General features: G+C 71.3%; 18 protein-coding genes. 7 read left to right on the top strand and 11 right to left on the bottom strand.

What is annotated here, in order from left to right; all coding sequences use genetic code 11:
- Positions 1-66 precede the first annotated feature (66 nt).
- The 6 genes from E2C06_RS05515 (at position 67) to E2C06_RS05540 (ending at position 8611) form a co-directional block, all read left to right on the top strand.
- Positions 67-705 carry a flavin reductase family protein gene (locus E2C06_RS05515; protein WP_133287579.1) on the top strand — a complete coding sequence of 213 codons (639 nt, stop codon included), beginning with the start codon at positions 67-69 and terminating at the stop codon, positions 703-705.
- 128 nt (positions 706-833) lie between these two features.
- On the top strand, positions 834-2513 hold the full coding sequence (locus tag E2C06_RS05520) for an ABC transporter permease (RefSeq protein ID WP_133287580.1): 1680 nt from the start codon (positions 834-836) through the stop codon (positions 2511-2513).
- 186 nt (positions 2514-2699) lie between these two features.
- Positions 2700-4295 (top strand): sensor histidine kinase, encoded by a 1596-nt coding sequence (locus E2C06_RS05525; RefSeq protein WP_133287581.1) that lies wholly within the window; start codon positions 2700-2702, stop codon positions 4293-4295.
- Complete coding sequence (locus E2C06_RS05530; RefSeq protein ID WP_133287582.1) at positions 4292-4675, top strand: response regulator; 384 nt, start codon at positions 4292-4294, stop codon at positions 4673-4675. The genes E2C06_RS05525 and E2C06_RS05530 overlap by 4 nt, the downstream gene beginning before the upstream one ends.
- Positions 4676-4766: 91 nt before the next feature.
- Entirely contained in the window at positions 4767-7046 is a 2280-nt protein-coding gene (locus E2C06_RS05535; RefSeq protein WP_206664442.1) for a penicillin acylase family protein, read from the top strand.
- Entirely contained in the window at positions 7043-8611 is a 1569-nt protein-coding gene (locus tag E2C06_RS05540; RefSeq protein WP_133287583.1) for a GH3 family domain-containing protein, read from the top strand. The genes E2C06_RS05535 and E2C06_RS05540 overlap by 4 nt, the downstream gene beginning before the upstream one ends.
- Here the strand turns inward: E2C06_RS05540 and bfr are convergent.
- The 11 genes from bfr to E2C06_RS05595 form a co-directional block, all read right to left on the bottom strand.
- A complete protein-coding gene (bfr, locus tag E2C06_RS05545) occupies positions 8608-9108 on the bottom strand; it encodes a bacterioferritin (RefSeq protein ID WP_133287584.1) in 501 nt (166 codons plus the stop codon). The two genes, E2C06_RS05540 and bfr, sit on opposite strands and share 4 nt — an antisense overlap.
- Positions 9109-9179: 71 nt before the next feature.
- Positions 9180-9374, bottom strand: a complete 195-nt coding sequence (locus tag E2C06_RS05550; RefSeq protein WP_133287585.1) for a (2Fe-2S)-binding protein — start codon at positions 9372-9374, stop codon at positions 9180-9182.
- A 14-nt stretch (positions 9375-9388) separates the two neighbouring features.
- Complete coding sequence (locus E2C06_RS05555) at positions 9389-10429, bottom strand: extracellular solute-binding protein (RefSeq protein ID WP_133287586.1); 1041 nt, start codon at positions 10427-10429, stop codon at positions 9389-9391.
- A gap of 321 nt (positions 10430-10750) precedes the next feature.
- Positions 10751-12319 carry a GMC family oxidoreductase gene (locus E2C06_RS05560; RefSeq protein WP_133287587.1) on the bottom strand — a complete coding sequence of 523 codons (1569 nt, stop codon included), beginning with the start codon at positions 12317-12319 and terminating at the stop codon, positions 10751-10753.
- Positions 12320-12321: 2 nt separating this feature from the next.
- Positions 12322-12873, bottom strand: coding sequence for a gluconate 2-dehydrogenase subunit 3 family protein (locus E2C06_RS05565; RefSeq protein ID WP_133287588.1), 552 nt, complete (start codon positions 12871-12873; stop codon positions 12322-12324).
- 26 nt (positions 12874-12899) lie between these two features.
- Positions 12900-13295 (bottom strand): VOC family protein, encoded by a 396-nt coding sequence (locus E2C06_RS05570; RefSeq protein ID WP_133287589.1) that lies wholly within the window; start codon positions 13293-13295, stop codon positions 12900-12902.
- 81 nt (positions 13296-13376) lie between these two features.
- Positions 13377-13682, bottom strand: a complete 306-nt coding sequence (locus E2C06_RS05575; protein WP_133287590.1) for a ribbon-helix-helix domain-containing protein — start codon at positions 13680-13682, stop codon at positions 13377-13379.
- 51 nt (positions 13683-13733) lie between these two features.
- The gene (locus E2C06_RS05580; protein ID WP_133287591.1) at positions 13734-14525 is read right to left on the bottom strand and encodes an HpcH/HpaI aldolase family protein; all 792 of its coding nucleotides are present in this window, start codon (positions 14523-14525) and stop codon (positions 13734-13736) included.
- Positions 14526-14599: 74 nt separating this feature from the next.
- A complete protein-coding gene (locus tag E2C06_RS05585) occupies positions 14600-16435 on the bottom strand; it encodes a tetratricopeptide repeat protein (protein ID WP_206664443.1) in 1836 nt (611 codons plus the stop codon).
- A gap of 166 nt (positions 16436-16601) precedes the next feature.
- Complete coding sequence (locus tag E2C06_RS05590) at positions 16602-18224, bottom strand: cisplatin damage response ATP-dependent DNA ligase (protein WP_133287592.1); 1623 nt, start codon at positions 18222-18224, stop codon at positions 16602-16604.
- Positions 18221-19261 (bottom strand): ligase-associated DNA damage response exonuclease, encoded by a 1041-nt coding sequence (locus tag E2C06_RS05595; RefSeq protein WP_133287593.1) that lies wholly within the window; start codon positions 19259-19261, stop codon positions 18221-18223. Before E2C06_RS05595 ends, E2C06_RS05590 begins: the two co-directional genes overlap by 4 nt.
- Before the next feature lie 191 nt (positions 19262-19452).
- Here E2C06_RS05595 and E2C06_RS05600 point away from each other — a divergent pair, with 191 nt between their 5' ends.
- Positions 19453-20487: a sensor histidine kinase gene (locus E2C06_RS05600; protein ID WP_133287594.1), complete on the top strand. Its 1035-nt coding sequence runs from the start codon at positions 19453-19455 to the stop codon at positions 20485-20487.
- Positions 20488-20497: the final 10 nt, after the last annotated feature.

Consider the following 20497-nt stretch of genomic DNA (forward strand, 5'->3'; position numbering starts at 1 on the left):
TCCCCTCTCGACAGCACGCGACCGCCGCGCCACCGTCCGCGCCAAGACTGGTCGGGAACCGGGACGATGCTGTTCGACTTCGAGACACTGTCCGCTCAGGACCGCTACAAGCTGGTGGTATCCTCCGTCGTGCCGCGGCCGATCGCCTGGGTTGTGACGCAGGACGCGGCCGGCACGGTCAATGCCGCGCCCTATTCCTTCTTCAACGCCTTCTCCGACGATCCCGTGGTGATCGGCTTCGGCGCCGGGCCGCGTCCCGCCGGCGCGCTGAAGGACACCGCGGACAATATCCGCCAGACCGGCGAGTTCGTGGTGAACCTGGTGCCCGAGAGCGCCATCCACGGCATGAATGCCACCGCCATCGACTTCCCCCCGGGGGTGGACGAGCTGGCCGAAGCGGGGCTGAGCAAGACCGCCTCCAGCAAGGTCAAGCCGCCGCGCATCACCGAAAGCCCGGTCGCGCTGGAATGCGTGACCTTCCAACTGATCCCCGCGGGGCACCACACCATCGTGCTCGGCCGGGTCATCGCCATGCACATCAACGACGACTGCATGCTGGACGCCGCGAAGTTCTACGTCGACACGCCGAAGCTCGGCCTGGTCGGCCGCATGCACGGCCGCGGCTGGTATACCCGCACCACGGACCGGATCGAGGTGCCGCGGATCTCGGTCGCGGAGTGGGAGGCGAAGAAGGCGGCCGAATAGCCCCGCCCGACTCGGGACGGGCCCGGGCGGTTGCGCGTGGCGGCGCCGCCGGGTCAGCGGGTTCGCGGCTCCGGGTGGTTCCGCCCTGCAGCGATCTGCTTTAAGGGGCATTTGAGAACCTTTCGCAAATGACCCCTGCCCCTTCCGTTATCGCCGCCGAGCGCCTTGCCGCGGCCCCGCCGCGCGCCCGTCCTCCCCGCGCCGGCTGGTCCCAACTGGCCCTGCCGCTGGCCGGCCTGGTCGCGGCGCCGTTGCTGGCGGTGCTGGTCTCGGCCGCGGTGCCGGCGGGTGCGGTCTGGCACCACATCGTCAGCACCACCCTGCCGGAGATGCTGGCGAATTCCGCCCTGCTCTTCCTGCTGGTCGGCCTGATGACGGCAACCGCCGGCGCGGTCTCGGCCTGGCTGGTCACCGCCTGCAGATTTCCCGGCCGCGGGGCGCTGGAAGTGGCGCTGCTGCTGCCGATGGCGATGCCGGCCTATGTCTGCGGCTATGCCTATACCTGGCTGCTGGACGTCGCCGGCCCGGTGCAGACGATGCTCCGCAGCGTCACCGGCCTGCGCTGGGGCCAGTACTGGTTTCCCGAGATCCGCAGCCTGCCGGGCGCCGCGCTGATGCTGGCGATGGTGCTCTACCCCTACGTCTACCTGCTCTGCCGCAACGCCTTCCAGCAGCAGAGCGTCTGCCTGCTCGAAGCCTCTCGCACCCTCGGCCATTCGCTGGGATCCTGCTTCCTCCGCCTTGCCTTGCCCATGGCCCGGCCGGCGATCGTCGCCGGGATGGCCCTCGCCCTGATGGAGACCTTGGCGGATTTCGGCACGGTGCAGCATTTCGCGGTCCGCACCTTCACCACCGGAATCTACGAGGCCTGGTTCGGACTCGGCGACCGCGGCGCCGCCAGCCAGCTGGCCGCCTGCCTGATGGGTCTGGTGGCGCTGCTGCTGGCGCTGGAACAGGTCAGCCGCGGTGGCCGCCGCTTCCACCCGACCACCAACCGGAACCCCGTGCTGCGGCCGGTGGCGCTGCGGGGCTGGAAGGCCGCCGGCGCCTTCGTCCTCTGCGCCCTGCCGGTCGGGCTCGGCTTCCTGCTGCCGGCCGGCACCCTGCTGGTGCTGATGCTGCAGGTCGGCGACCCGCTGGAGCCCGCCCGCTTCCTGCCTTTCGCCCGCAACAGCGTGGTGCTGGCCGGGCTCGCCGCGGCCGCCGCGGTCACCCTCGCCGGCTTCCTCGCCTGGGCGGCCCGGCTGCACCCGCAGGCGCCGCAACGCCTGGCGGTGAGGGTCGCCGGGCTCGGCTATGCCATCCCCGGCTCGGTCATCGCGGTCGGCACGCTGGTGCCGCTCGGCCTCTTCGACAATGCGCTCGACGGCTGGATGCGGGCGCGGTTCGGCGTTTCCACCGGGCTGCTGCTCTCGGGCGGGGTATTGGCACTGGTCTTCGCCTACCTGGTCCGGTTCCTGGCGGTGGCGCTCTCGGCGGTCGAATCCGGGCTCGGGCAAGTGAAGCCATCGCTGCGGCATGCGGCGCGGGTGCTAGGCGCCTCGCCGGCCGGGGCGGTCTGGCGGGTGGAGCTGCCGCTGGCCCGCGGCAGCCTCTTCACCGCCTTCCTGCTGGTCTTTGTCGATACGATGAAGGAATTGCCGGCGACGCTGATCGTCCGGCCGTTCGATTTCGATACGCTGGCGGTCAGGGTCCATGGGCTCGCCGCGGACGAAAGGCTGGCGGAGGCCAGCACCGCCGCCCTGCTCATCGTCGTAACCGGCCTGCTGCCTGTGCTCGCCCTGACCAGGGCGATGCGGCGGGCCTGACGAGGACCCGAATGTACTTGACGAGGAATATGTAACGACGTTCACACTATTGTGGGTTGGCAGCGCAACGCCTCGCAACGCTCCCGGCCATGCGGCATTAGTCAAATTCCCGATCCGAACCGGGCGGCCGCCGTCCATTGCGAACCGGGCCCGCTCCCCCTCCCCTTGATCGAACGGCCGTTCCCGATGCCCAGCTTCGCCGCGCTCTTCGACACGGAGGCCCTGGCGCCGCACGGGGTCTGCCTGCTCTGGCGGCCCGAGTTGCTCTGGCTGCACGTGATCTCGGATGCGGTGACTGGCCTTGCCTATTGGTCCATTCCGGTGGTGCTGACCATCATCGCGCTGCGCCGGCGCGACATGATCTATCCTTGGGCGCTCGAGCTCTTCGCGGTGTTCATCCTGGCCTGCGGCGCCACCCATTTCCTGTCCATCTGGACGTTGTGGCGCCCGGATTACGGCTTGCAGGGCGCCGTCAAGGCGGTCACCGCCGTCGTCTCCCTGGTGACCGCCATCGCGCTCTGGCCGCTGCTGCCGAGGCTGCTCGCCCTGCCCTCCAGCGCCTCGCTGGCCAATGCCAATGCCCGGCTGACCCGCGAGGTTGCCGAGCGGCGCGAGGCCGAGCAGCGCGCCCGCGGCAGCGAGGCGCGGCTGGCCGGCTTCTTTGCCCACCAGGCGGATGCGCTCTTCGTTGTCCGGGCCGGGCGCGATGCGGCCGGCGATACGTCTGCGGGCGGCTTCGCCTTCGAGACGGTGAACCCCGCCTTCTGCCGCATGTTCGCGGTCACCCGGGAACGGATCGAGGGCGCCGGGCCGGACCGGCTGCTGGCGAGCGAGGGGGCCGCGCAGCTCGACCGCGAATTCGCCGAATGCTTCCGCACCGGCCAGCCACGCAGCTGGGAAAGTGCCACCACCGGCCCCGACGGCACCCAGCACTGGCACACCGTGCTGGTGCCGCTGCCCGCCGATGCGGATGGCGTGGTGCGGCTGCTCGGCAGCCTGCGCGACGTGACCGAGTTGCGCCGGCTGCAACTCGACCTAGTCGAGACCGCGCGCCGCGCCACCATCGGCGCCATGTGCGCCGGGGTGGCGCATGAGATGAGCCAGCCGGTCAACATCATCGGGCTCTGGGCCGACCGCGCCCGCAGCACGCTGGATGCCGGCCATGTCCGGCCGCGCCGGGCGATGGAGGTGGTGCTCGACCAGACCCGGCGGCTCGGCGCGCTGCTGGAGCGGATGCGCGACCTGGCGCGCAACCCGATCCCGGGGGACGAGCCCTTCGACGCCGCCGCCGCGGTCTCCGCCGCAGTCGAGGTCGCCCGCCGCGCCTGGGCGCTCGACCGGATCGAGGTGGTGCTGGAGCCGCACGCCGAGGCGCCGGTGCGCGGCCGGCCGGCCCAACTGGAACAGGCGGTGCTGCACCTGCTGGAGAATGCCCGCGACGCCGTGCTGCAGCGCCGGCAGCGGGAGGCGGAGGCGCCGGCCCGCATCACCGTGTCCATCATCGGCAACGCGATTCCGGACAGCGTCACCATCGCAGTGCGCGACACCGGCGGCGGGGTGCCGACGACCATGGCCGGCCACATGCTGGAACCCTTCGTCACCTCCAAGGATCCCGGCCAGGGCACCGGGCTCGGCCTGCCGCTGGCAGTGGGCATCGCCCGCGGCATGGGCGGCCGATTGGCCTGGGCCAATGCCGCCGAGGACCGGCCGGATTCGGGTGCGGTCTTCCGGCTGATCCTGCCCCTGGCGATCCCCGGTCCGGCGGCAGGCACGACGGCATGAGCATGGGCGCGGGCCTTAGCGTGCTGATGGCCGAGGACGAGTGGCTGGCCGCCGAGGTGCTGGCCGAGGCGCTGGCGGATGCCGGCTTCACCGTGCTGACCGCGCCCGATGGGCTGGCGGCGCTGGAAATGGCCGCCGGCGGCACGCGCTTCGACCTGCTGCTGACCGATCTGCGGATGCCGCGGATGGACGGGCGGGAGCTGATCGCCCGGCTGCGTGCCGAGCGACCGGACCTGCCGGTCGTGGTGATGACCGGTTTCCCGCCGCCGGACGGCGCAGACGCGCTGCATGGCGGCAAGGCGCCGCTGCGGCTGCTGACCAAGCCGGTCGAGATCGCCCCGCTGGTCGCGGCGCTGCGGGCGGTCGCCGGATTGACCTGAGCCGGCCCGAACCGGCGCGCCGCTGCCGCGCTTGGCTCGCTTGCACCCGCCGGCGTCCCAGGCCAGGGCGGGACCCGAAGCGGGAGCGGGCGTGGCGGCACGGTGGAATTCCTGGAGCGATCGGGCTGCGCGGCGGGCGGGATTGCTGCTCGCGGTGCTGGCCATGCTGCCGGGCTGCGGCGCCCTGCTGCCGCGCCCGATCGGCATCGACCAGCGGCTGGCGGCGCTGCCGCAGCGCGGCCTGGCACTGCAGGCGCCGGTCAGCATCCGCTGGAACGACCACCTGGTCCCCTGGATCGAAGCCGGCAGCGATGCCGACCTCGCCTATGCGCTCGGCCTGGTGCATGGCCACCTGCGCGGGGCGCAGGTCGCGCTGCTGCGGATGGTCAGCCGCGGCCGGCTGGCCGAGATCGCCGGACCATTGGCGACCGATATCGACCACGCGCTTCGCATCCTCGACTTCGGCCGGGCCGCGCCGGCGATCGAGGCGGCTTGGCCGGCGGAGACGCGCGCCTTCGTCGGCCGCTTCGTCGAGGGGCTGAACCACGCCGTGCTGCACGGGCCAAGGCCGCGCGAGTTCAGCCTGCTCGGTCTGCGGCCGGAGCCCTTCACCACCGCCGACATCCTGACGATCGGCCGGCTGGCCGGGGCGGACATCAACTGGCTGTCCTACTTCTCCCTGCTCGCGGAGCGCGGCAGGCCGGGGTTCGGCTGCCGTTGGCAGCGCACGCTGGAGGCCGGCACGGGCACCGCCGGGCCGGCCAATCCCGGGCAGGCGGCGCTCGGCGCGATCTTCGCCGGCCTGTCGCGGGCTGGCAGCAATGCGGTGGCGATCGCGCCGTCGCGCAGCGCCTCGGGCGCGGCGATGCTGGCCTCCGACCCGCATCTCGGCCTGTCGCTGCCCAATCTCTGGATGCTGGTGGGCATGAAGTCGCCCTCCTTCCACCTGGTTGGTATGATGGTGCCGGGCCTGCCGATCATCGGGCTCGGGCGGAACCCGGAGGTCGCCTGGGGCGGCACCAACCTGCGGGCGGCGTCGTCAGACCTGTTCGACGTCTCGCGCCTGCCGCCCGAGGCCTTCGCGGAGCGGCAGGTCACCATTCGGCAGCGGCTCTGGTTCAGCGCGACGCGGCGGGTTCGGGTGACGCCGCAGGGGCCTGTGGTGACGGATGCTGCCGTTGTGCCGGGCCGGCCGGGCGAGCCGATCGCCCTGCGCTGGGCCGGGCAGGAGCCGGCGGACGAGATCACCGCCCTGCTGCGCGCCGCCCGCGCCCGCAGCGGGGCGGAGTTCCGCGCCAGCTTCGCCGGCTTCGCCGTCTCGCCGCAAAACATGCTCTATGCCGACCGGGCCGGGCAGATTGGCCGGGTGACGGCAGCGGTGCTGCCGTCGCGGGCCGGCTTCCCCGCCGGCGACCCGGTGTTGGATGCCGGCGACCCCGCGGCGACGGCGCCCTGGCGAAGGCTGTGGGATGCGAGGGACCTGCCGCGGCTGGAGGACCCGGCGGATGGCGTGCTGGCCTCGGCCAACGAGAACCCGGCGCTCTGGGCAAAGGATGCGCCGCCGATCGGTTATTTCTTCTCCGATGGCGACCGGGTGGCACGGCTGCGGGCCATGGCGCTGGCCAAGCCGAAGCTGACGCCGGCGGACCTCGCGGCGATGCAGGTGGATACCGTGGCGCCCGAGGCAGCGGCGCTGGCGGCGGGGCTGCTGGTAAGGCTGGACGCGCTGCGCGGCGGTGCGCCGAAGCCCGAGATGCTGGCGCCGCTCCGCGGCTGGGACGGCGACTATGCCGCGGATAGTCGCGCGGCGCTGGTCTTCGAGTTGCTGCTGGCGCCACTGGCGCCCGCCCTGCAGCCGGAGGCCGGCGGGCGTGGGCCGGAGTCGAGCTGGAACTTCCTCACCACCTTCCTGCTGCGCGACCTGGATGCGCTCCCGCCGGCACGGCGCGAGGCAGTGCTGCGCGACGCTGTCGCCACCGCCGCGCCGCGCGCCGCCCGCTACCGGACCTGGGGCGAGGTCCACCGCCTGCGCGCGGCGCATTGGCTGGTGAACCTGCCGCTGCTCGGCCGCGCCTTCGTGCTGGACAGCTTCCCCGTCGGAGGCTCGCGCGAGACGCCGATGAAATCGGGCCATGGGCTTGTTGCCGGGCCGCACGAGGTGAGCTTCGGCTCCATGGCACGGCAGGTCTCCGACATGGCCGACCCGGACGCCAATTGGTTCACCTTGTTCGGCGGCCAGGATGGCTGGCTCGGCAGCGCCGCCTTCGCCGATCAGGTGCCGCTCTGGCGCGAGCGCCGCGGCATCCGCCTGCCGCTGCGCCCGGCGACGGTCGCCGCCGAGTTCCCCCGCGTCACGGTGCTGCGCCCATGACCGGAAGAGGGGTTTCGAAGGGAGGCTCCGCACCCTTCGCGGGGTCCGGGGCTGCGCTCCGGGATGCTGCCGTCCCCTTCGACGCGACCCCCCTGCTCCGCGCCGCCGCTGCGCTCCGGCTTCGCCGGGTCGAGCGCCTCGACCCGGCCGCAACCCAGGCCGCGCTGCTCCGCCGCCTGCTGCGCCGCGCGGCGGGTACGCATTTCGGCCGGGCGCATGGCTTCGGGGGGATCCGCGAGGTGGCGAACTACCAGTCCCGCGTCCCGCTGCGCCGCTACGAGGATTTCTGGCGCGATTGGTGGCAGCCGGCCTTCCCGCGGCTCGACAGCGTCACCTGGCCGGGGCCGGTGCCCTATCTCGCGCTCTCCTCCGGCACCACGTCCGGCAGCACCAAATACATCCCGGTCACCCGTCCGATGGTGCGGGCCAACCGCGGCGCGGCGGTAGACGTGCTGGCCTGGCACCTGCGCCACCATCCGCGCAGCCGGGTCTTCGGCGGGCTGTCATTCATGCTCGGCGGTTCGACCGCGCTGGACCGCGTCGCGCCGGGCGTGCGTCAGGGCGACCTCTCGGGCATTGCCGCGGCCGAGGTGCCGCGGCTGCTCCGGCCCTGGGGCTTCCCGCCGCCCGACCTGGCGCTGATCGCCGACTGGGACCGCAAGCTGGAGGTGCTGGCCGAGCGCACGCCGGCGGCGGCGGTGCGGATGCTGTCGGGCACGCCGTCCTGGCTGCTGCTGCTGCTGGAGCGGCTGGCGGCGCGGCTCGGGATGCCGCCGCTGCCGGGACTGGAGTTGCTGGTGCATGGCGGCATTGCTTGGGCGCCCTACCGCGACCGTCTCGCGCCCTTCCTGCCGGCGGGCTGCGCGACGCGGGAGGTCTACCCGGCCAGCGAGGGCTTCTGCGCCATCGCCGACCGCGGCGAGGGCGAGGGTCTGCGGCTGCTGCTGGACCGCGGCGTATTTTGGGAGTTCGTTCCCGTGCGCGAGCTCGATTCGCCGAGCCCGACACGGCACTGGGCGGCGACGATCGAGACCGGGACCGACTATGCGGTGATCGTCACTAGCTGCGCGGGGCTCTGGAGCTACGTGCTGGGCGACACCGTCCGCTTCGTCGAGCGCGCGCCGCCGCGGCTGCTGGTCACGGGGCGTACCTCCTACGGCCTCTCGGCCTTCGGCGAGCACCTGACAGGAGAGGAGATCGATCGGGCGCTGCTGCAGGCTGCGGGCGCGCTCGGGCTCGGCATCGCCGAATACACCGTGGGGCCGGTCTTCGGCGCGACGCGCGGCCGCCATCGCTGGCTGGTCGAGCCGGCGGCGGCGGCCGATCCAGGCCACGGCGCGCGGCTGGCGCGCGCCCTGGACGCGGCGCTGATCCTGGCGAATGACGACTATGCCGTGCACCGCCGCGGCGGGCAGCTCGACACGCCTGAGGTCACGCTGTTGCCGCCTGGCGCCTTCGCGCGATGGATGCGGGCGCAGGGCAAGCTCGGCGGCCAGCACAAGGTTCCGCGGGTGCTGGCCGACCCGGCGCGCTTCGCCGCGGCGGCGAAAGGATTAGGCGGCTAGTCCTTGCCGCCCCCGGCCTGCTCCGGCGCCGAGGCGCTGTTGAGCTGGATGTAGTTCTGGATGCCGATCAGCTTGATTAGGTCGAACTGCCGCTCGAGGAAGTCGACATGCTCCTCCTCGTTGTCGAGGATGCGGCGGAACAGGTCGCGGGAGACGTAGTCGCGCACGCCTTCCATGTAGGCGATGCCCTCCCGCAGGTCCGACATCGCCTTCTCCTCGAGGCGCAGGTCGCATTGCAGGACTTCCTCGACCGTCTGCCCGACCAGCACCTGGTCCAGCCGCTGCAGGTTCGGCAACCCGCCGAGGAAGAGGATGCGCTCGATCAGCCAGTCGGCGTGGTGCATCTCCTCGATCGACTCGTCGTATTCGTGCTTGCCGAGCTTGGTGACGCCCCAATGCCGCAGGATGCGGGCATGCAGGAAGTACTGGTTGATGGCAGTCAGCTCGTTGGTGAGCTGGGTGTTCAGGAACTCGACGACCTTGGGGTCGGACTTCATCACTCGTCTCCCGGCGCGGCATGCATGCAGCGCCTCCACTGCCGGGCTTTACCACGCCAGGCACCTCACGATCAGGGGAGGCCGGCCGGATTGGCCGCCGGCGCGTCCTGCGCCTCGCGGATCATCGACAGGATCATCCGGGTGCAGGTGCCGCACTGCGCCTTGCAGTCGCAGGCGGCGTAGACGTCGCGCGGGCGCCGGGCGCCCTGCGCCACCGCCTCGTTCAGCTTCGTGTCGGTCAGCGCGTTGCAGAGGCAGACGATCACGGTCGCGGCTCCCCTCAGCGCCAGCCGGCACGCTGCAGCAGCTGCAGCGCCGGGGCGGCATTGGCATTGGTCTTGTCGGCATCCACCGGCTCGGCGCGGAAGCGGCCCATCGCCTCCAGCGCCGGGTGCAGCGGCGCGTCCGGCACCGCCGGGTATTCCATGTTGCCCAGGGCCAGCATCGCCTGGGCATGGTCGCCGGTGAGGAAGTCGAGGAAGCGCGCGGCGCTCGCCTTGTTCGGCGCGGTCTTCACCAGGCCGGCGCCGGAGATGTTCACGTGGGTGCCGCGGTCGCCCTCCCCCTGGTTCGGGAAGATGACGCCGATCCGCTTGAACAGCGCCTGGTCGTCCGGCTTCTGCGAGGCGCCGAAGGCGGCGAGGTAGTAGGTATTGGCCAGCGCCAGGGTGCATTGCCCGGCGGGGATGGCGCGGAACTGGTCGCGGTCGCCGCCCTGCGGCGGGCGGGCCAGGTTGGCGGCGATGCCGCGGGCCCAGGCCTCGGTCTTCTCCGGCCCGTCGGCCGCCAGAACCGAGGCGGCAAGGCTGATGTTGTAGGGATGGTTGGAGGAGCGCACGCAGAGCCCGGCGCCGGCCGGGCCGGCCAAGTCCTCGTAGCGCGTCAGGCCTTGTGGCGCGCCCTTCTCCTTGTCGTACATGACGACGCGGGCGCGCTGGGAGATGGCGAACCAGAGTCCCTCCTGCGAGCGCAGCGCCGCGGGTATGCGCTTCCCGACCGCATCCGATCGATAGGGCTGCAGGATGCCGGCGCCGGCGGCGCGGGCCAGGCGCGCGGCGTCCACGGTGATGAAGACGTCGGCCGGGCTATTGGCACCCTCGGACCGGATCCGCTCGATCAGCTGGTCGGCATCGCCCTCGATCAGCCGGACCCGGATGCCGGTTTCCTTGGTGAAGGCCTCGTAGAGCGTCCGGTCGCTGTCGTAGTGGCGGGAGGAATAGAGGTTGACCTCCTCGGCCCGGGCTTGCGCAGCGACGGCGGTGGGAAGCAGGCCGATCACGGCGAGCAGGCCGAGCAAACGGCGCTTCGGACGGGCGGTCATGACGTCACTCCGGGCGGGTCGACGTCGCTGATACAGATAATAAGAACCATTCGCAAGTGCCTCGCGCCGCATCGCGCCTGAAGCTTGCCCATTCGGGTGGGCGCTGCGCCTTGCGCTGGCGCAATTGCGAGGCGATCGCGGCAAAAGGTCCGGCAGGGGCCGTCGGCCGGCCGCTTGACGGCGCGGAAGCCCGGTCGGGAAGCGAAAGGATATGCCCCCCCCCGAACCCCTGCTGCTTCGGAAATGGGCATTCGCCGCGTGGCGAGTGCCCACTCCGAACAATGGTGAGGACCCGGGGAGAATACCTTCTCCCCGGCTTGTCTAGACCTCGCCGCGCGCCATGCGACCGGCAATGTGCTCCGCTTGGCGGATCGCCAGCGCCACGATCGTCAGCGTCGGGTTGCAGGCGGCCCCGGACGTGAACTGGCTGCCGTCCGAAACATAGAGGTTGGGCAGGTCATGCGCCTTGCCCCACTTGTCCACCACGCCGTCCCTCGCGTTCGCGCTCATGCGGTTGGTGCCGAGGTTGTGGGTGCTGGGGTAAGGCGTGGTCTCGAAGGTGCGGGTGGCGCCCACGGCTTCGTACAGCGCGCGACCCTGCTGATAGGCATGGTCGCGCATCGCCAAATCGTTCCTGTGGTCGTCGAAGTGCACGGAGGCGACCGGCATCCCGTTCCTGTCCTTCACCTTGGAATCCAGGGTGATTCGGTTGCGCTCCTGCGGCAGGTCCTCGCCGACGATCCAGAGGCCCGCCATCCGGTCATAAGCATCCATCGCCGAGGTAAAGCCGCGGCCCCAGGCGCCGGGTTCCAGGAACGCCGCCATGAACGGCACGCCGAGCGACAGCGTCTCCAGTTCGTACCCACCGGCGAAGCCGCGCTTCGGGTCGTGCCGCGATTCGTCGCGGATGATGCCGGCCATCGTCGTGCCGCGATACATGTGCACCGGTCGGTCGAAGACCGCGTAGACGCTGCCGGTGGTGTGCCGCATGTAGTTGCGCCCAACCTGGCCGGAGGAATTGGCCATGCCGTCGGGGAATTTGGCCGAGGCGCTGTTCAGCAGCAGGCGGGGACTCTCGATGCTGTTGCCGGCGACCGAGACGACGCGGGCGCGCTGGCGCTGCTGCCGCCCCTCTGCATCGGCATAGACCACGCCGGTCGCCCGGCCCGCGGCGTCGTGCTCGATGCGGATCGCCATGCTGTTCGGCCGCACCTCGAGCCGCCCGGTCTCCTCGCCGGCCGGGATCTCGGTGTAGAGCGTGCTCCACTTCGCCCCCATCTTGCAGCCCTGGAAGCAGAAGCCGAGCTGGTGGCAGGAGGCGCGGTCGGCCCGGGGCTCCGAGTTGATCGCCATGTTGCCGGTGTGGAATTCCTTGTAGCCGAGCTTCTTCGCCCCGGCCGCCAGCACCTTGTAGTTGTTGTTGCCAGGCAGGCGCGGGATGCCGTTCGTCCCGGTCACGCCCATCTTGTCCTCGGCCCGGGCGTAGTAGGGCTCGAGCTCGGCCAGGGTGATCGGCCAGTCCGCGAGGTTGGCGCCCTCGATCGCGCCGTAATGGGTGCGCGTCCTGAACTCGTGCTCGGCGAAGCGCAGCGAGGCGCCGGCCCAATGCGTGGTGCTGCCGCCGACCGCCTTGACGATCCAGGCCGGCAGGTTGGGGAAGTCCTTCGCCACGCGCCAGGACCCGCCCGTCGTGCGGGTGTCGGACCAGGCGAGCTGGGTGAAGCTGGCCCATTCGTCGTTGACGAAATCGGCGATTTCATGCCGGCCGCCGGCCTCCAGCACCACCACCTTGGCGCCGCGCTGCGCGAGCTCGTTGCCGAGCGTGCCGCCGCCCGCGCCGGAGCCGATGATGACGACGACGCTGTCGTCGTTCAGGTCGAATGTCGTCATGGTCAGGCCTCCGGCAGCCAGTCGATGTCGTCGAATCCGCGACGGATGTAGCCGCCGTGCTCGTAGCTCGAGCCCTCGTAGCCGAGCTTCGGCCAGACCTCCTTCTGGTTGTAGAGCGAGACGACGAGGTCGCCGCGGAGCTTCTGGAAGAAGGCCGATTTCTCGACCGCCTGCAGCACCTGCACGCGCTGCTCCTCGGAGCCCACGCGGATGTAGTCGCGGCCGAAGCGCTTCTTCGCCTCGGCATCCAGCTGCGCCGCGCCTTCCTCGAGCAGCGACTTCAGCGCAGCATCCTTCGCCGCTTGGTCGTCATAGGGCAGCACCGCCGCGATGTAGTAGCGGTCGGCCAGCTGGTCATGCGGGTAGATGTCGCGCGCGGCGCGGGCCAGCACGGTCATGGTGTTCGGCTTCACCGCCTTCAGGTCCGCGGCCCAGGCGGCATTCGGCGCGATGGTCATGCCGGCCGCCACGGCGGCAGCCGCTGCCGGGGCGGTGGCGGCGCCGCGCAGGAAGACACGGCGGCGCACCGTGGTGCGCTTGTCGACTTCCCTCATTCCTGGTTCCTCCCTTCGATCTTGTTCTAGTTGAAGCGGCCGAAGCGCTGCAGCACCTCGGTCTTGTAGCCGTCCGGGTCGGTGATGAAGAAGAACTTTGCCATCGGCTTGCCGCCATGCGTCATTTCGCGCATCGGGCCGCACTCGATGTCGGCGGCGGACATGCGGGCATGCTCGGCCGCGAGATCCTCGACCAGCACGGCGAAATGGCCGTAGCCGTTGCCGAGCTCGTAGGGCTCGGCCCGATCGTGGTTGATCGTCAGCTCGAGTTCGAAGGGGCCTTCGGGCGCGCGCAGGTAGACCAGGGTGAAGCTGTCGAAGGCAAGGCGGTCATGGACCTCCAGCCCCAGCGCGCGGCGGTAGAAATCAACCGAGCGTGCCTCGTCGAGCACGCGGATCATCGAGTGGATCGGCTTGGCCATGGTGGCTCCCCGCTATGATGGGGAAAGCCTTGCCCGCGCCGCGCGGCGCGCGGGTAGTAGCGGGCTACTGCGGCGACGGAATCACGCGGCTTCCGGGACCCGCGCCGCCACTTCCTCGGCATGGCGGTCCTGGTTCTCCAGCCAGTGCAGGCAGGTGACCCGCAGCAGCGAGGCGAAATTGCCGACCTCGCCGCGGCGCTCCATCACCTCGTCATGCAGCGCCGCCAGGAAGCGGGCCACCGAGGTTCCCTCCGCCACGGCGATCCGTTCCAGGACCCGCCAGAAGGCCGCTTCCAGGCGGATGCTGGTACAGTGGCCGTGCAGGCGGACCGCGCGGCTCTCGCCGGCATAGGTCGCCGGGTCCTGCGAGACGAAGATGTTGCACATGCACATTATCCTCCCGGCCCGGGGGAAGCCCCCCGGGTCGATGTCGGATGGCTAGCCTGCCGGCTGTAACCCACGCAAGAACTTCGCGCGCGCCGCGGCGCCCGCCATCAGGAAGGACTGGTCGTTGCCGGACAGCAGGAACCGCGCGCCGAGGCCGATATAGGCCGAGGCGTGCACCTCGTCGTAGACCCCGCCCATGCCGAGCGTCTTGCCGTGCGCCTTGCAGGCCTTCGCCACGGCCTCATAGGCCGCCTTCACCCGCGGATGGCCGATCTGACCGCTGATGCCCATGCTGGCCGTCAGATCGCTGGTGCCGATCATCAACGCGTCGATCCCCGGCACGGCAGCGATGCTGTCGGCCGCCTCCACCGCTTCCGGCGTTTCGATCATGACGCAGACCAGGATCGCCTCGTTCAGCTCGGCCTGCGCCTCGGCGTTCGAGGGCGGCAGCATGTTGTAGGCGAAGGGCGGGCCGCCCCAGCTGCGGGTGCCGACCGGCGGGAAGCGATAGGCGGCCGCCACGGCCTTGGCCTCCTCGGCGGTGTCGACATGCGGCACCACGACGCCCATCGCGCCGTTGTCGAGCGCGCGGGTGCCCTCGAACAGCGCGTCCTTGCAGCAGCGCACCACCGGCGTGACGCCCTGGTTCAGCGCGGCGATGGCGATCTGCGTCGCCTCTTGCACCGACATCGCGCCGTGCTCCATGTCGATGAAAAGCCAGTCGAAGCCGGCCGCGGCGGCGATCATGCCGGTGCCGCTGGTGCGCAGGTGGTGCACGCCGAAGCCGAGCGCGAGCTCGTCCTTCGCCAGGCGCTGCTTCAGGCGGTTGGGCGGGAGTGGCATTGGCGTTTCCCCGTTTGCTTGGACGGGGGGCAGCGCACCATGCACGCTCCCGCGGGTCAATCCGGCGAAGCCGGCTAGAGCCGCTCGACCGCCGGCGGCTGCGCGCCGAACCAGCTCCTCCGCAGCATCGCCCGGGCGATGGCGGCGCCCTCGGCATCGCCGCGCATCTCGGCCGCCTGCAGCAGCCCCGCCGCCGCCCAGGCATTGTTCGGCACCCGCTTCAGCGCGGCGCGGAAGGCCGCCTCCGCCTCGGCCGGCTTGCCCTGCGCCAGCAGCGCGGCACCGAGCGACTGGTGCACCGGGTAGTACCAGAAGGGCGGCTCCATGTAGGGCAGCGTGTCCTGGACGGCGGCGGCCTCGGCGAAGAGCGTCGCCGCCGTGGCCTGGTCACCGGCCGCCTGGGCGATGCGGGCATTGACCACGCGCATGGCGATGCCGAGCACGTCCGGCGCCGGGACGCCCTGCGCCGGCAGCGCCTGGATGGCGGGCAGCGCCGCCAGCTCGCCAATCGCCGCCGCCTCGCCGCGCGCCTCGCCGGCGCGGCCTGACTGGGCAAACGCCACGCCCCTGGCGTAGTGCCAATGCGCGCGGATATAGGGGAATTCCTCGGCCGGTGGCGGCAGCGCCAGGATCGTCTCCGGCGCGCTGAACCTGGCATGCGCGACGAAGGGGGCCGAGACCACCGGCTGGGTCAGGCCGGGGAAGGCGCGCTTGGCGTCGTCCGAGACGATCGCCGCCAGCCGCGTCGCCGCCTCCACCGCGCGCGGCCCGTCGCCGCCCATCATGGACGACACCATGACGAAGTGGACGTTGTGCGCGAAATAGCCCTGGGCATAGAGCGCGCTCGCCCCGCCGCGGGCGATCTGCGCCTCGTCCGCCGCCACGGCGCCGAGATTGGCCTCGAGGCTGTCACGCCACTGTCCCAGCCGGTACCAGATATGCGCGGGCATGTGCACGATGTGCCCCGCTCCCGGCATCAACGCCGCGAGGCGTGCCGCATGCGGCGCCGCCCGCTCCGGATGGTCAGAGGCCTCAACCGTGTGGATGTAGAGGTGGATGGCACCGGGATGCAGCGGGTTGGCGGCGATGGCCGAGGGGCGCGTGCCGAGCACGCCTTCCAGCAGCGTCAGGGTCTCCGCCGTCGCGCCCTTCGGCTTGCGGCCGGCATCCTCCCAATAGTCCCAGGGGCTGAGGTTCATCAGCGCATCGGCGGTCAGCATTGCGATTTCCGGGTCGGCCGGCCAGCGCGCCTGCACCTTGCGCATCGCATCGGCGAAGGCCTGGTCGAGCAGCTTGCGCTCCGTCTTCGGGTCGGCCGCGTAGCGCTGCGACAGCGCCTCTATCAGCGCCGCGCGCAGGTCGCCTGCATGCGGCGCCAACTGGCGCGCACGTTCCAGCGCGGCGAAGGCGCGGCGGCCGGCATCCTCCTCCATGATGAAGTTGATGTGCGGGCCGAGCACCCAGGCTTCGCCCCAAAGGCACATGGCGCAATCGGGGTCGGCGGCCTGGGCCATGCGGAAGGCACGCGCGGCCTCGGCATGGTTGAAGCCCCAGGCGTAGCGATAGCCCTGGTCGAACCAGGCCTGCGCCTCCGCATTCGTGGTGCCGGCCGGCCAGGTCAGGGTGCCGAGCCCGGGGTTCGGCACCGGCGGCGCGTCGCTGGTCGGTGCCGCGGCGCCGCGCGGCAGGTCGGGGACGTGGCCGCCGAGCTCGGTGCGGCGCGGCAGCGCGGCCCGGGTGCTCTCGGCCTGGGCTAGGGCAGGATTGATGCGGAAATGGTCGTGCTGCTGCGCCCCGGGCACGGCATGGACGTCATGCTCCGCCTCTGCTCGGGCCGCCATGGGCATTGCGAGGGCGACGGTTGCGAGCAGCAGGGCGCGGCAGGGGCTGAGATGCGGCTTCGACAGCATGATGTCCTCCCCGGCGGTGTATACGGCGAGGCTGGATGCCGCGCGCGATGCACCGCGATGCGCGGCCGCACACCTGCATCGCCAATCTCAGCAGGAGGCGGCATTCCTTGCGGCCGCGCCGGAAGCCTATCCGATCCGGGGCGACAGGCAGTGCACGGCCACGTGATCAGCCGTCCGTCGCATCGTCGGTGGGCGCGCGGCGCTCCACGTAGCCCATCAGGTTCTCCAGGCGATCCGCCTCGCTTGCCGGCTTGTCGGTGCGGATGCGGGCGATGCGCGGGAAGCGCAGCGCGACGCCCGACTTGTGCCGGGTGGAGAGCTGCGCGGCGTCGAAGATCACCTCCAGTACCAGCGCCTTCTCCACCTCCCGCACCGGGCCGAAGCGCCCCGTGGTGTGGTTGCGGATCCACTTGTCGAGCCAGCCGAGCTCCTCGTCCGTATAGCCGGAATAGGCCTTGCCCACCGGCACCAGCTCCTCGCCCCCTGCCCCATCGGGCCGCCACAGGCCAAAGGTGTAGTCGCTGTAGAAGCTACTGCGCTTGCCGTGCCCGCGCTGCGCGTACATCAGCACCGCGTCGATGCTCAGCGGGTCGCGCTTCCACTTCCACCACAGCCCCTTCTGCCGTCCGGCGACATAGGGGCTGTCGGCGCGCTTCAGCATCAGCCCCTCGATGGAAGCGGCGCGCGCGCCGTCACGCACCTCGGAAAGCTGCACGACGGAGGCGAAGGCGATCTGCGCCGAAAGGTCCATCCGCGCCGGCGCGATGCGGGCGACCCAGTCCTCCAGCCGCGCGCGTCGGACGTCGAAGGGCAGCGGGCGCAGGTCCTCGCCGGCTTCGAACAGCAGGTCGTAGAGCCGGACGCCGACCGGATAATCGGCCTGCATCCTCGCCGTCACCCCCTTGCGGTTCAGCCGCTGCTGCAGGTCGGCGAAGGGCGCCACGGCCCCGTCGCGGATCACCAGCAGCTCGCCGTCCAGCACGGCGTGGAAGTTCATCGCCGCGATGATCTCGGGGAAGGCGCCGGAGACATCCTCGCCGCCGCGCGACCATAGCCGGCGCCCACCCGGCCCGGCGGTGAGCTGGACGCGTATGCCGTCCCATTTCCACTCGGCGCGCCATTCCGCCGGCCTCAGCGCCGCGACGTCGGCGTCCTCCAGCGGATGCGCCAGCATCAGCGGGCGGAAGACCGGTGCCTCCTGCGGGTCGGGCTTTTCCGCCGCGCCCTCCAGCCAGCGGAACAGCGGCAGGTAGGGCGGGGCGACGCCATGCCAGACCTCCTCGATCTCCTCCACGGGCTGGCCGGACCATTCGGCGAGCGCGACGCGCGCCAGCCGGCCGGAGACGCCGACGCGCAGGCCGCCGGTGACCAGCTTGATCAGCGCCAGCCGGCCGCTCGAATCCAGCGTGTCGAGCCAGCCCGCGATCAGCAAAGGCAGCTCGGCCTTCGGCGTCAGCTCCAGTGCCTCCACCACCTCGGACAAGGCCGGCGGCGGAGCGTTGACGCCTTCGCGCTGCGGCCAGATCAGCGCCACCGTCTCGGCGAAGTCGCCGACATAGTCATGCGAAAGCGCCAGCAGCACCGGATCGGTCCGCGCCGCCACCAGGTCGCGGATCAGCGCCGGCTTCGCGGCGGTGAAGACCAGCTCCTCCGTCAGCGCCGCCAGCCCGACCCCACGGTCGGGGTCGGGCTGCGTCGCGAACCAGTCGCGCAGCAGCGCCAGCTTGGCGTTGCGGCCCGGGGTGAAGACCAGCCGCTCCAGCAGCGCGGCGAAGGCGGGGACACTCACGCCGCGGCCTCGGGCTGCGGCGCGTCGTCCTCCTCGTCGCCCAGCCCCACTAGGTGCAGCGCCCGGCCGCGGATGCCGCGCAGCGCCATGGCATGCACCAGCGCGTCGTCGCGGCCATGCGTCACCCAGACCTCGGGCGCGCCGACCTCGTCGATCGTGCGGTTCAGGTCGTCCCAGTCGGCATGGTCGGAAATCACCAGCGGCAGCTCGACGCCGCGCGTCTTCGCCCGCTGCCGCACCCGCATCCAGCCGCTGGCCACCGCCACCACCGGCTCCGCCAACCGCCGCGCCCAACGGTCCTGCACCGCGGAAGGCGGCGCCAGCACGATCGCCCCCTTCAGCGCCGCCTTGTTGGCGACCGTCGCCGGCGCCAGCGGGCCGAGCGGCACGCCGAGCGTTTCGTACAGTGTGCAGAGCGTCGCCAGCGCGCCATGCAGGTGGATCGGCGCCTCCCACCCCGCTTCCCGCAGCAGCCGGATTAGCCGCTGGCACTTGCCCAAGGCATAACAGCCGACGACATGCGTGCGGTCCGGGAAGAGCGCCAGGCTCTTCAGCAGCTTGGCCGTCTCCTCCTCCGGCGGCGGATGGCGGAAGACCGGCAGGGCGAAGGTTGCCTCGGTGACGAAGACGTCGCAGTTCACCGGCTCAAAGGGCGCGCAGGTCGTGTCGCGCTGGCGCTTGTAGTCGCCGGACACCACGGCGCGGCTTCCCTGCCAGTCCAGCACCACCTGGGCCGAGCCCAGCACATGGCCCGCCGGCACCAGGCGGATGGCGACGCCGTTCTGCACCAGGGTCTCACCCGGGCGGATCGGCTGCTGCACCGTGCCGGCCCCCGCCTCCCCCATCCGGGCGCGCATGATGGCCAGCGTTGCCGGCGTCGCCAGCACCGCTTCGTGGCCGGGGCGGGCATGGTCGGCGTGGCCATGGGTGATGACGGCGCGATCCACAGGCCGCTGCGGGTCGATGAAGAACCCGCCTGGTTCGCAGTATAGCCCCTGCGGCGTGACGCGAAGCCAGGATTCTGGATGCGGAGGCATGGATAAGGCGGAATCCCCGGCTGCTTCGCCACGCGGCGTCACTGCCCGCCGCTTGGCCCGTCCCAAAATGTGACCGACCGCACGCCAGACAAGCACGATCCTCGAATTCCACGGAACCGCGCGCTGTGTCATGCGTCAGCGAGGATCGGGTACGCAACGGCGCAGGCGACGAATCGGGGAGCGTGTGCCGCATGGCGGCTGAGGATGCCGGGCCGGATGGGTTGGAGGCATTGGGGGACGAGGCGCAGTTCCGCGCGCTCGCCGACCACGCGCCGGTGCTCATCTGGCGCGCCGACCTGTCGATGGGCTGCGACTTCTTCAACAAGCCCTGGCTGGAATTCACCGGCCGTTCGCTCGAGCAGGAGCTCGGCCTCGGCTGGTTCGATGGTGTCCATCCTGACGACCGCGACCGCTGCATGCAGACCTACACCGAGGCCTTCGCGGCCCGGCGGGCCTTTTCCATGGACTATCGCCTGCGCCGGCATGACGGCGCCTGGCGCTGGCTGCTGGACAAGGGCCAGCCCTTCGAGGTGGCCGGCCAGTTCGCCGGCTACATCGGCAGCTGCGTCGACTACACCGACACGCGCCAAGCGCTGGAGGACTTCCGCCTAGCGCTGGAGGAGCGGGAGAACCTGCTGTCCGAGCTGCACCACCGGGTGAAGAACAACGCTCAGGCCACGACCTCCTTCCTCAGCCTGCAGGCCAGCCGGGCGAGCGACCCTTCGGTCGCCGCGGCGCTGCGCGGGGCGGCAATGCGGGTGATGCTGGCGACCCTGGTGCAGGATCGCATGTTCCGCGTGGCGCCCGATGCCGGGGTCGATCTGGGGCCGGAGCTCGAGACCACCGCCCGCACCGCGCTGGAGGTCAATGGCAGGCCGGGCCTGACGCTCGAGCTGCACCTGGAGGATCAGTTGTCGCTGCCGGTGGCGCAGGCGACGCCGCTGGCGCTGATCGTCAGCGAGCTGGTGGTCAATGCCGCCCGGCACGCATTTCCCGGTGGCGGGCCAGGGACGGTCAGCCTGACGGTCCGCCGAGCCGGGCCAGGGCTCGGCGAGGTGGTGATTGCGGATGACGGCATCGGTTTGCCGGAGATTCCCCGCCGGAACACGCCGCAGGGTTGCCTCGGCCTGCACCTGATCCCCCGGCTGGCGCGGCAGGCCCATGCGACGTTGAAGTTCGACGGCACCAATGGCGTCGAGGCCACCCTGCGTTTCGCCTGCAGATAGGCAAAAGGGC

Origin of the sequence: Dankookia rubra (assembly GCF_004355005.1) — a bacterium.
Lineage (GTDB): Bacteria > Pseudomonadota > Alphaproteobacteria > Acetobacterales > Acetobacteraceae > Paracraurococcus > Paracraurococcus ruber_A.

Coding starts and splice junctions, on each gene's coding strand:
- E2C06_RS05515 (WP_133287579.1), top strand. CDS start 67: ATGCTGTTCGACTTCGAGACACTGTCCGCTCAGGACCGCTACAAGCTG.
- E2C06_RS05520 (WP_133287580.1), top strand. CDS start 834: ATGACCCCTGCCCCTTCCGTTATCGCCGCCGAGCGCCTTGCCGCGGCC.
- E2C06_RS05525 (WP_133287581.1), top strand. CDS start 2,700: ATGCCCAGCTTCGCCGCGCTCTTCGACACGGAGGCCCTGGCGCCGCAC.
- E2C06_RS05530 (WP_133287582.1), top strand. CDS start 4,292: ATGAGCATGGGCGCGGGCCTTAGCGTGCTGATGGCCGAGGACGAGTGG.
- E2C06_RS05540 (WP_133287583.1), top strand. CDS start 7,043: ATGACCGGAAGAGGGGTTTCGAAGGGAGGCTCCGCACCCTTCGCGGGG.
- bfr (WP_133287584.1), bottom strand. CDS start 9,108: ATGAAGTCCGACCCCAAGGTCGTCGAGTTCCTGAACACCCAGCTCACC.
- E2C06_RS05555 (WP_133287586.1), bottom strand. CDS start 10,429: ATGACCGCCCGTCCGAAGCGCCGTTTGCTCGGCCTGCTCGCCGTGATC.
- E2C06_RS05560 (WP_133287587.1), bottom strand. CDS start 12,319: ATGACGACATTCGACCTGAACGACGACAGCGTCGTCGTCATCATCGGC.
- E2C06_RS05565 (WP_133287588.1), bottom strand. CDS start 12,873: ATGAGGGAAGTCGACAAGCGCACCACGGTGCGCCGCCGTGTCTTCCTG.
- E2C06_RS05570 (WP_133287589.1), bottom strand. CDS start 13,295: ATGGCCAAGCCGATCCACTCGATGATCCGCGTGCTCGACGAGGCACGC.
- E2C06_RS05575 (WP_133287590.1), bottom strand. CDS start 13,682: ATGTGCAACATCTTCGTCTCGCAGGACCCGGCGACCTATGCCGGCGAG.
- E2C06_RS05580 (WP_133287591.1), bottom strand. CDS start 14,525: ATGCCACTCCCGCCCAACCGCCTGAAGCAGCGCCTGGCGAAGGACGAG.
- E2C06_RS05585 (WP_206664443.1), bottom strand. CDS start 16,435: ATGCTGTCGAAGCCGCATCTCAGCCCCTGCCGCGCCCTGCTGCTCGCA.
- E2C06_RS05595 (WP_133287593.1), bottom strand. CDS start 19,261: ATGCCTCCGCATCCAGAATCCTGGCTTCGCGTCACGCCGCAGGGGCTA.
- E2C06_RS05600 (WP_133287594.1), top strand. CDS start 19,453: ATGGCGGCTGAGGATGCCGGGCCGGATGGGTTGGAGGCATTGGGGGAC.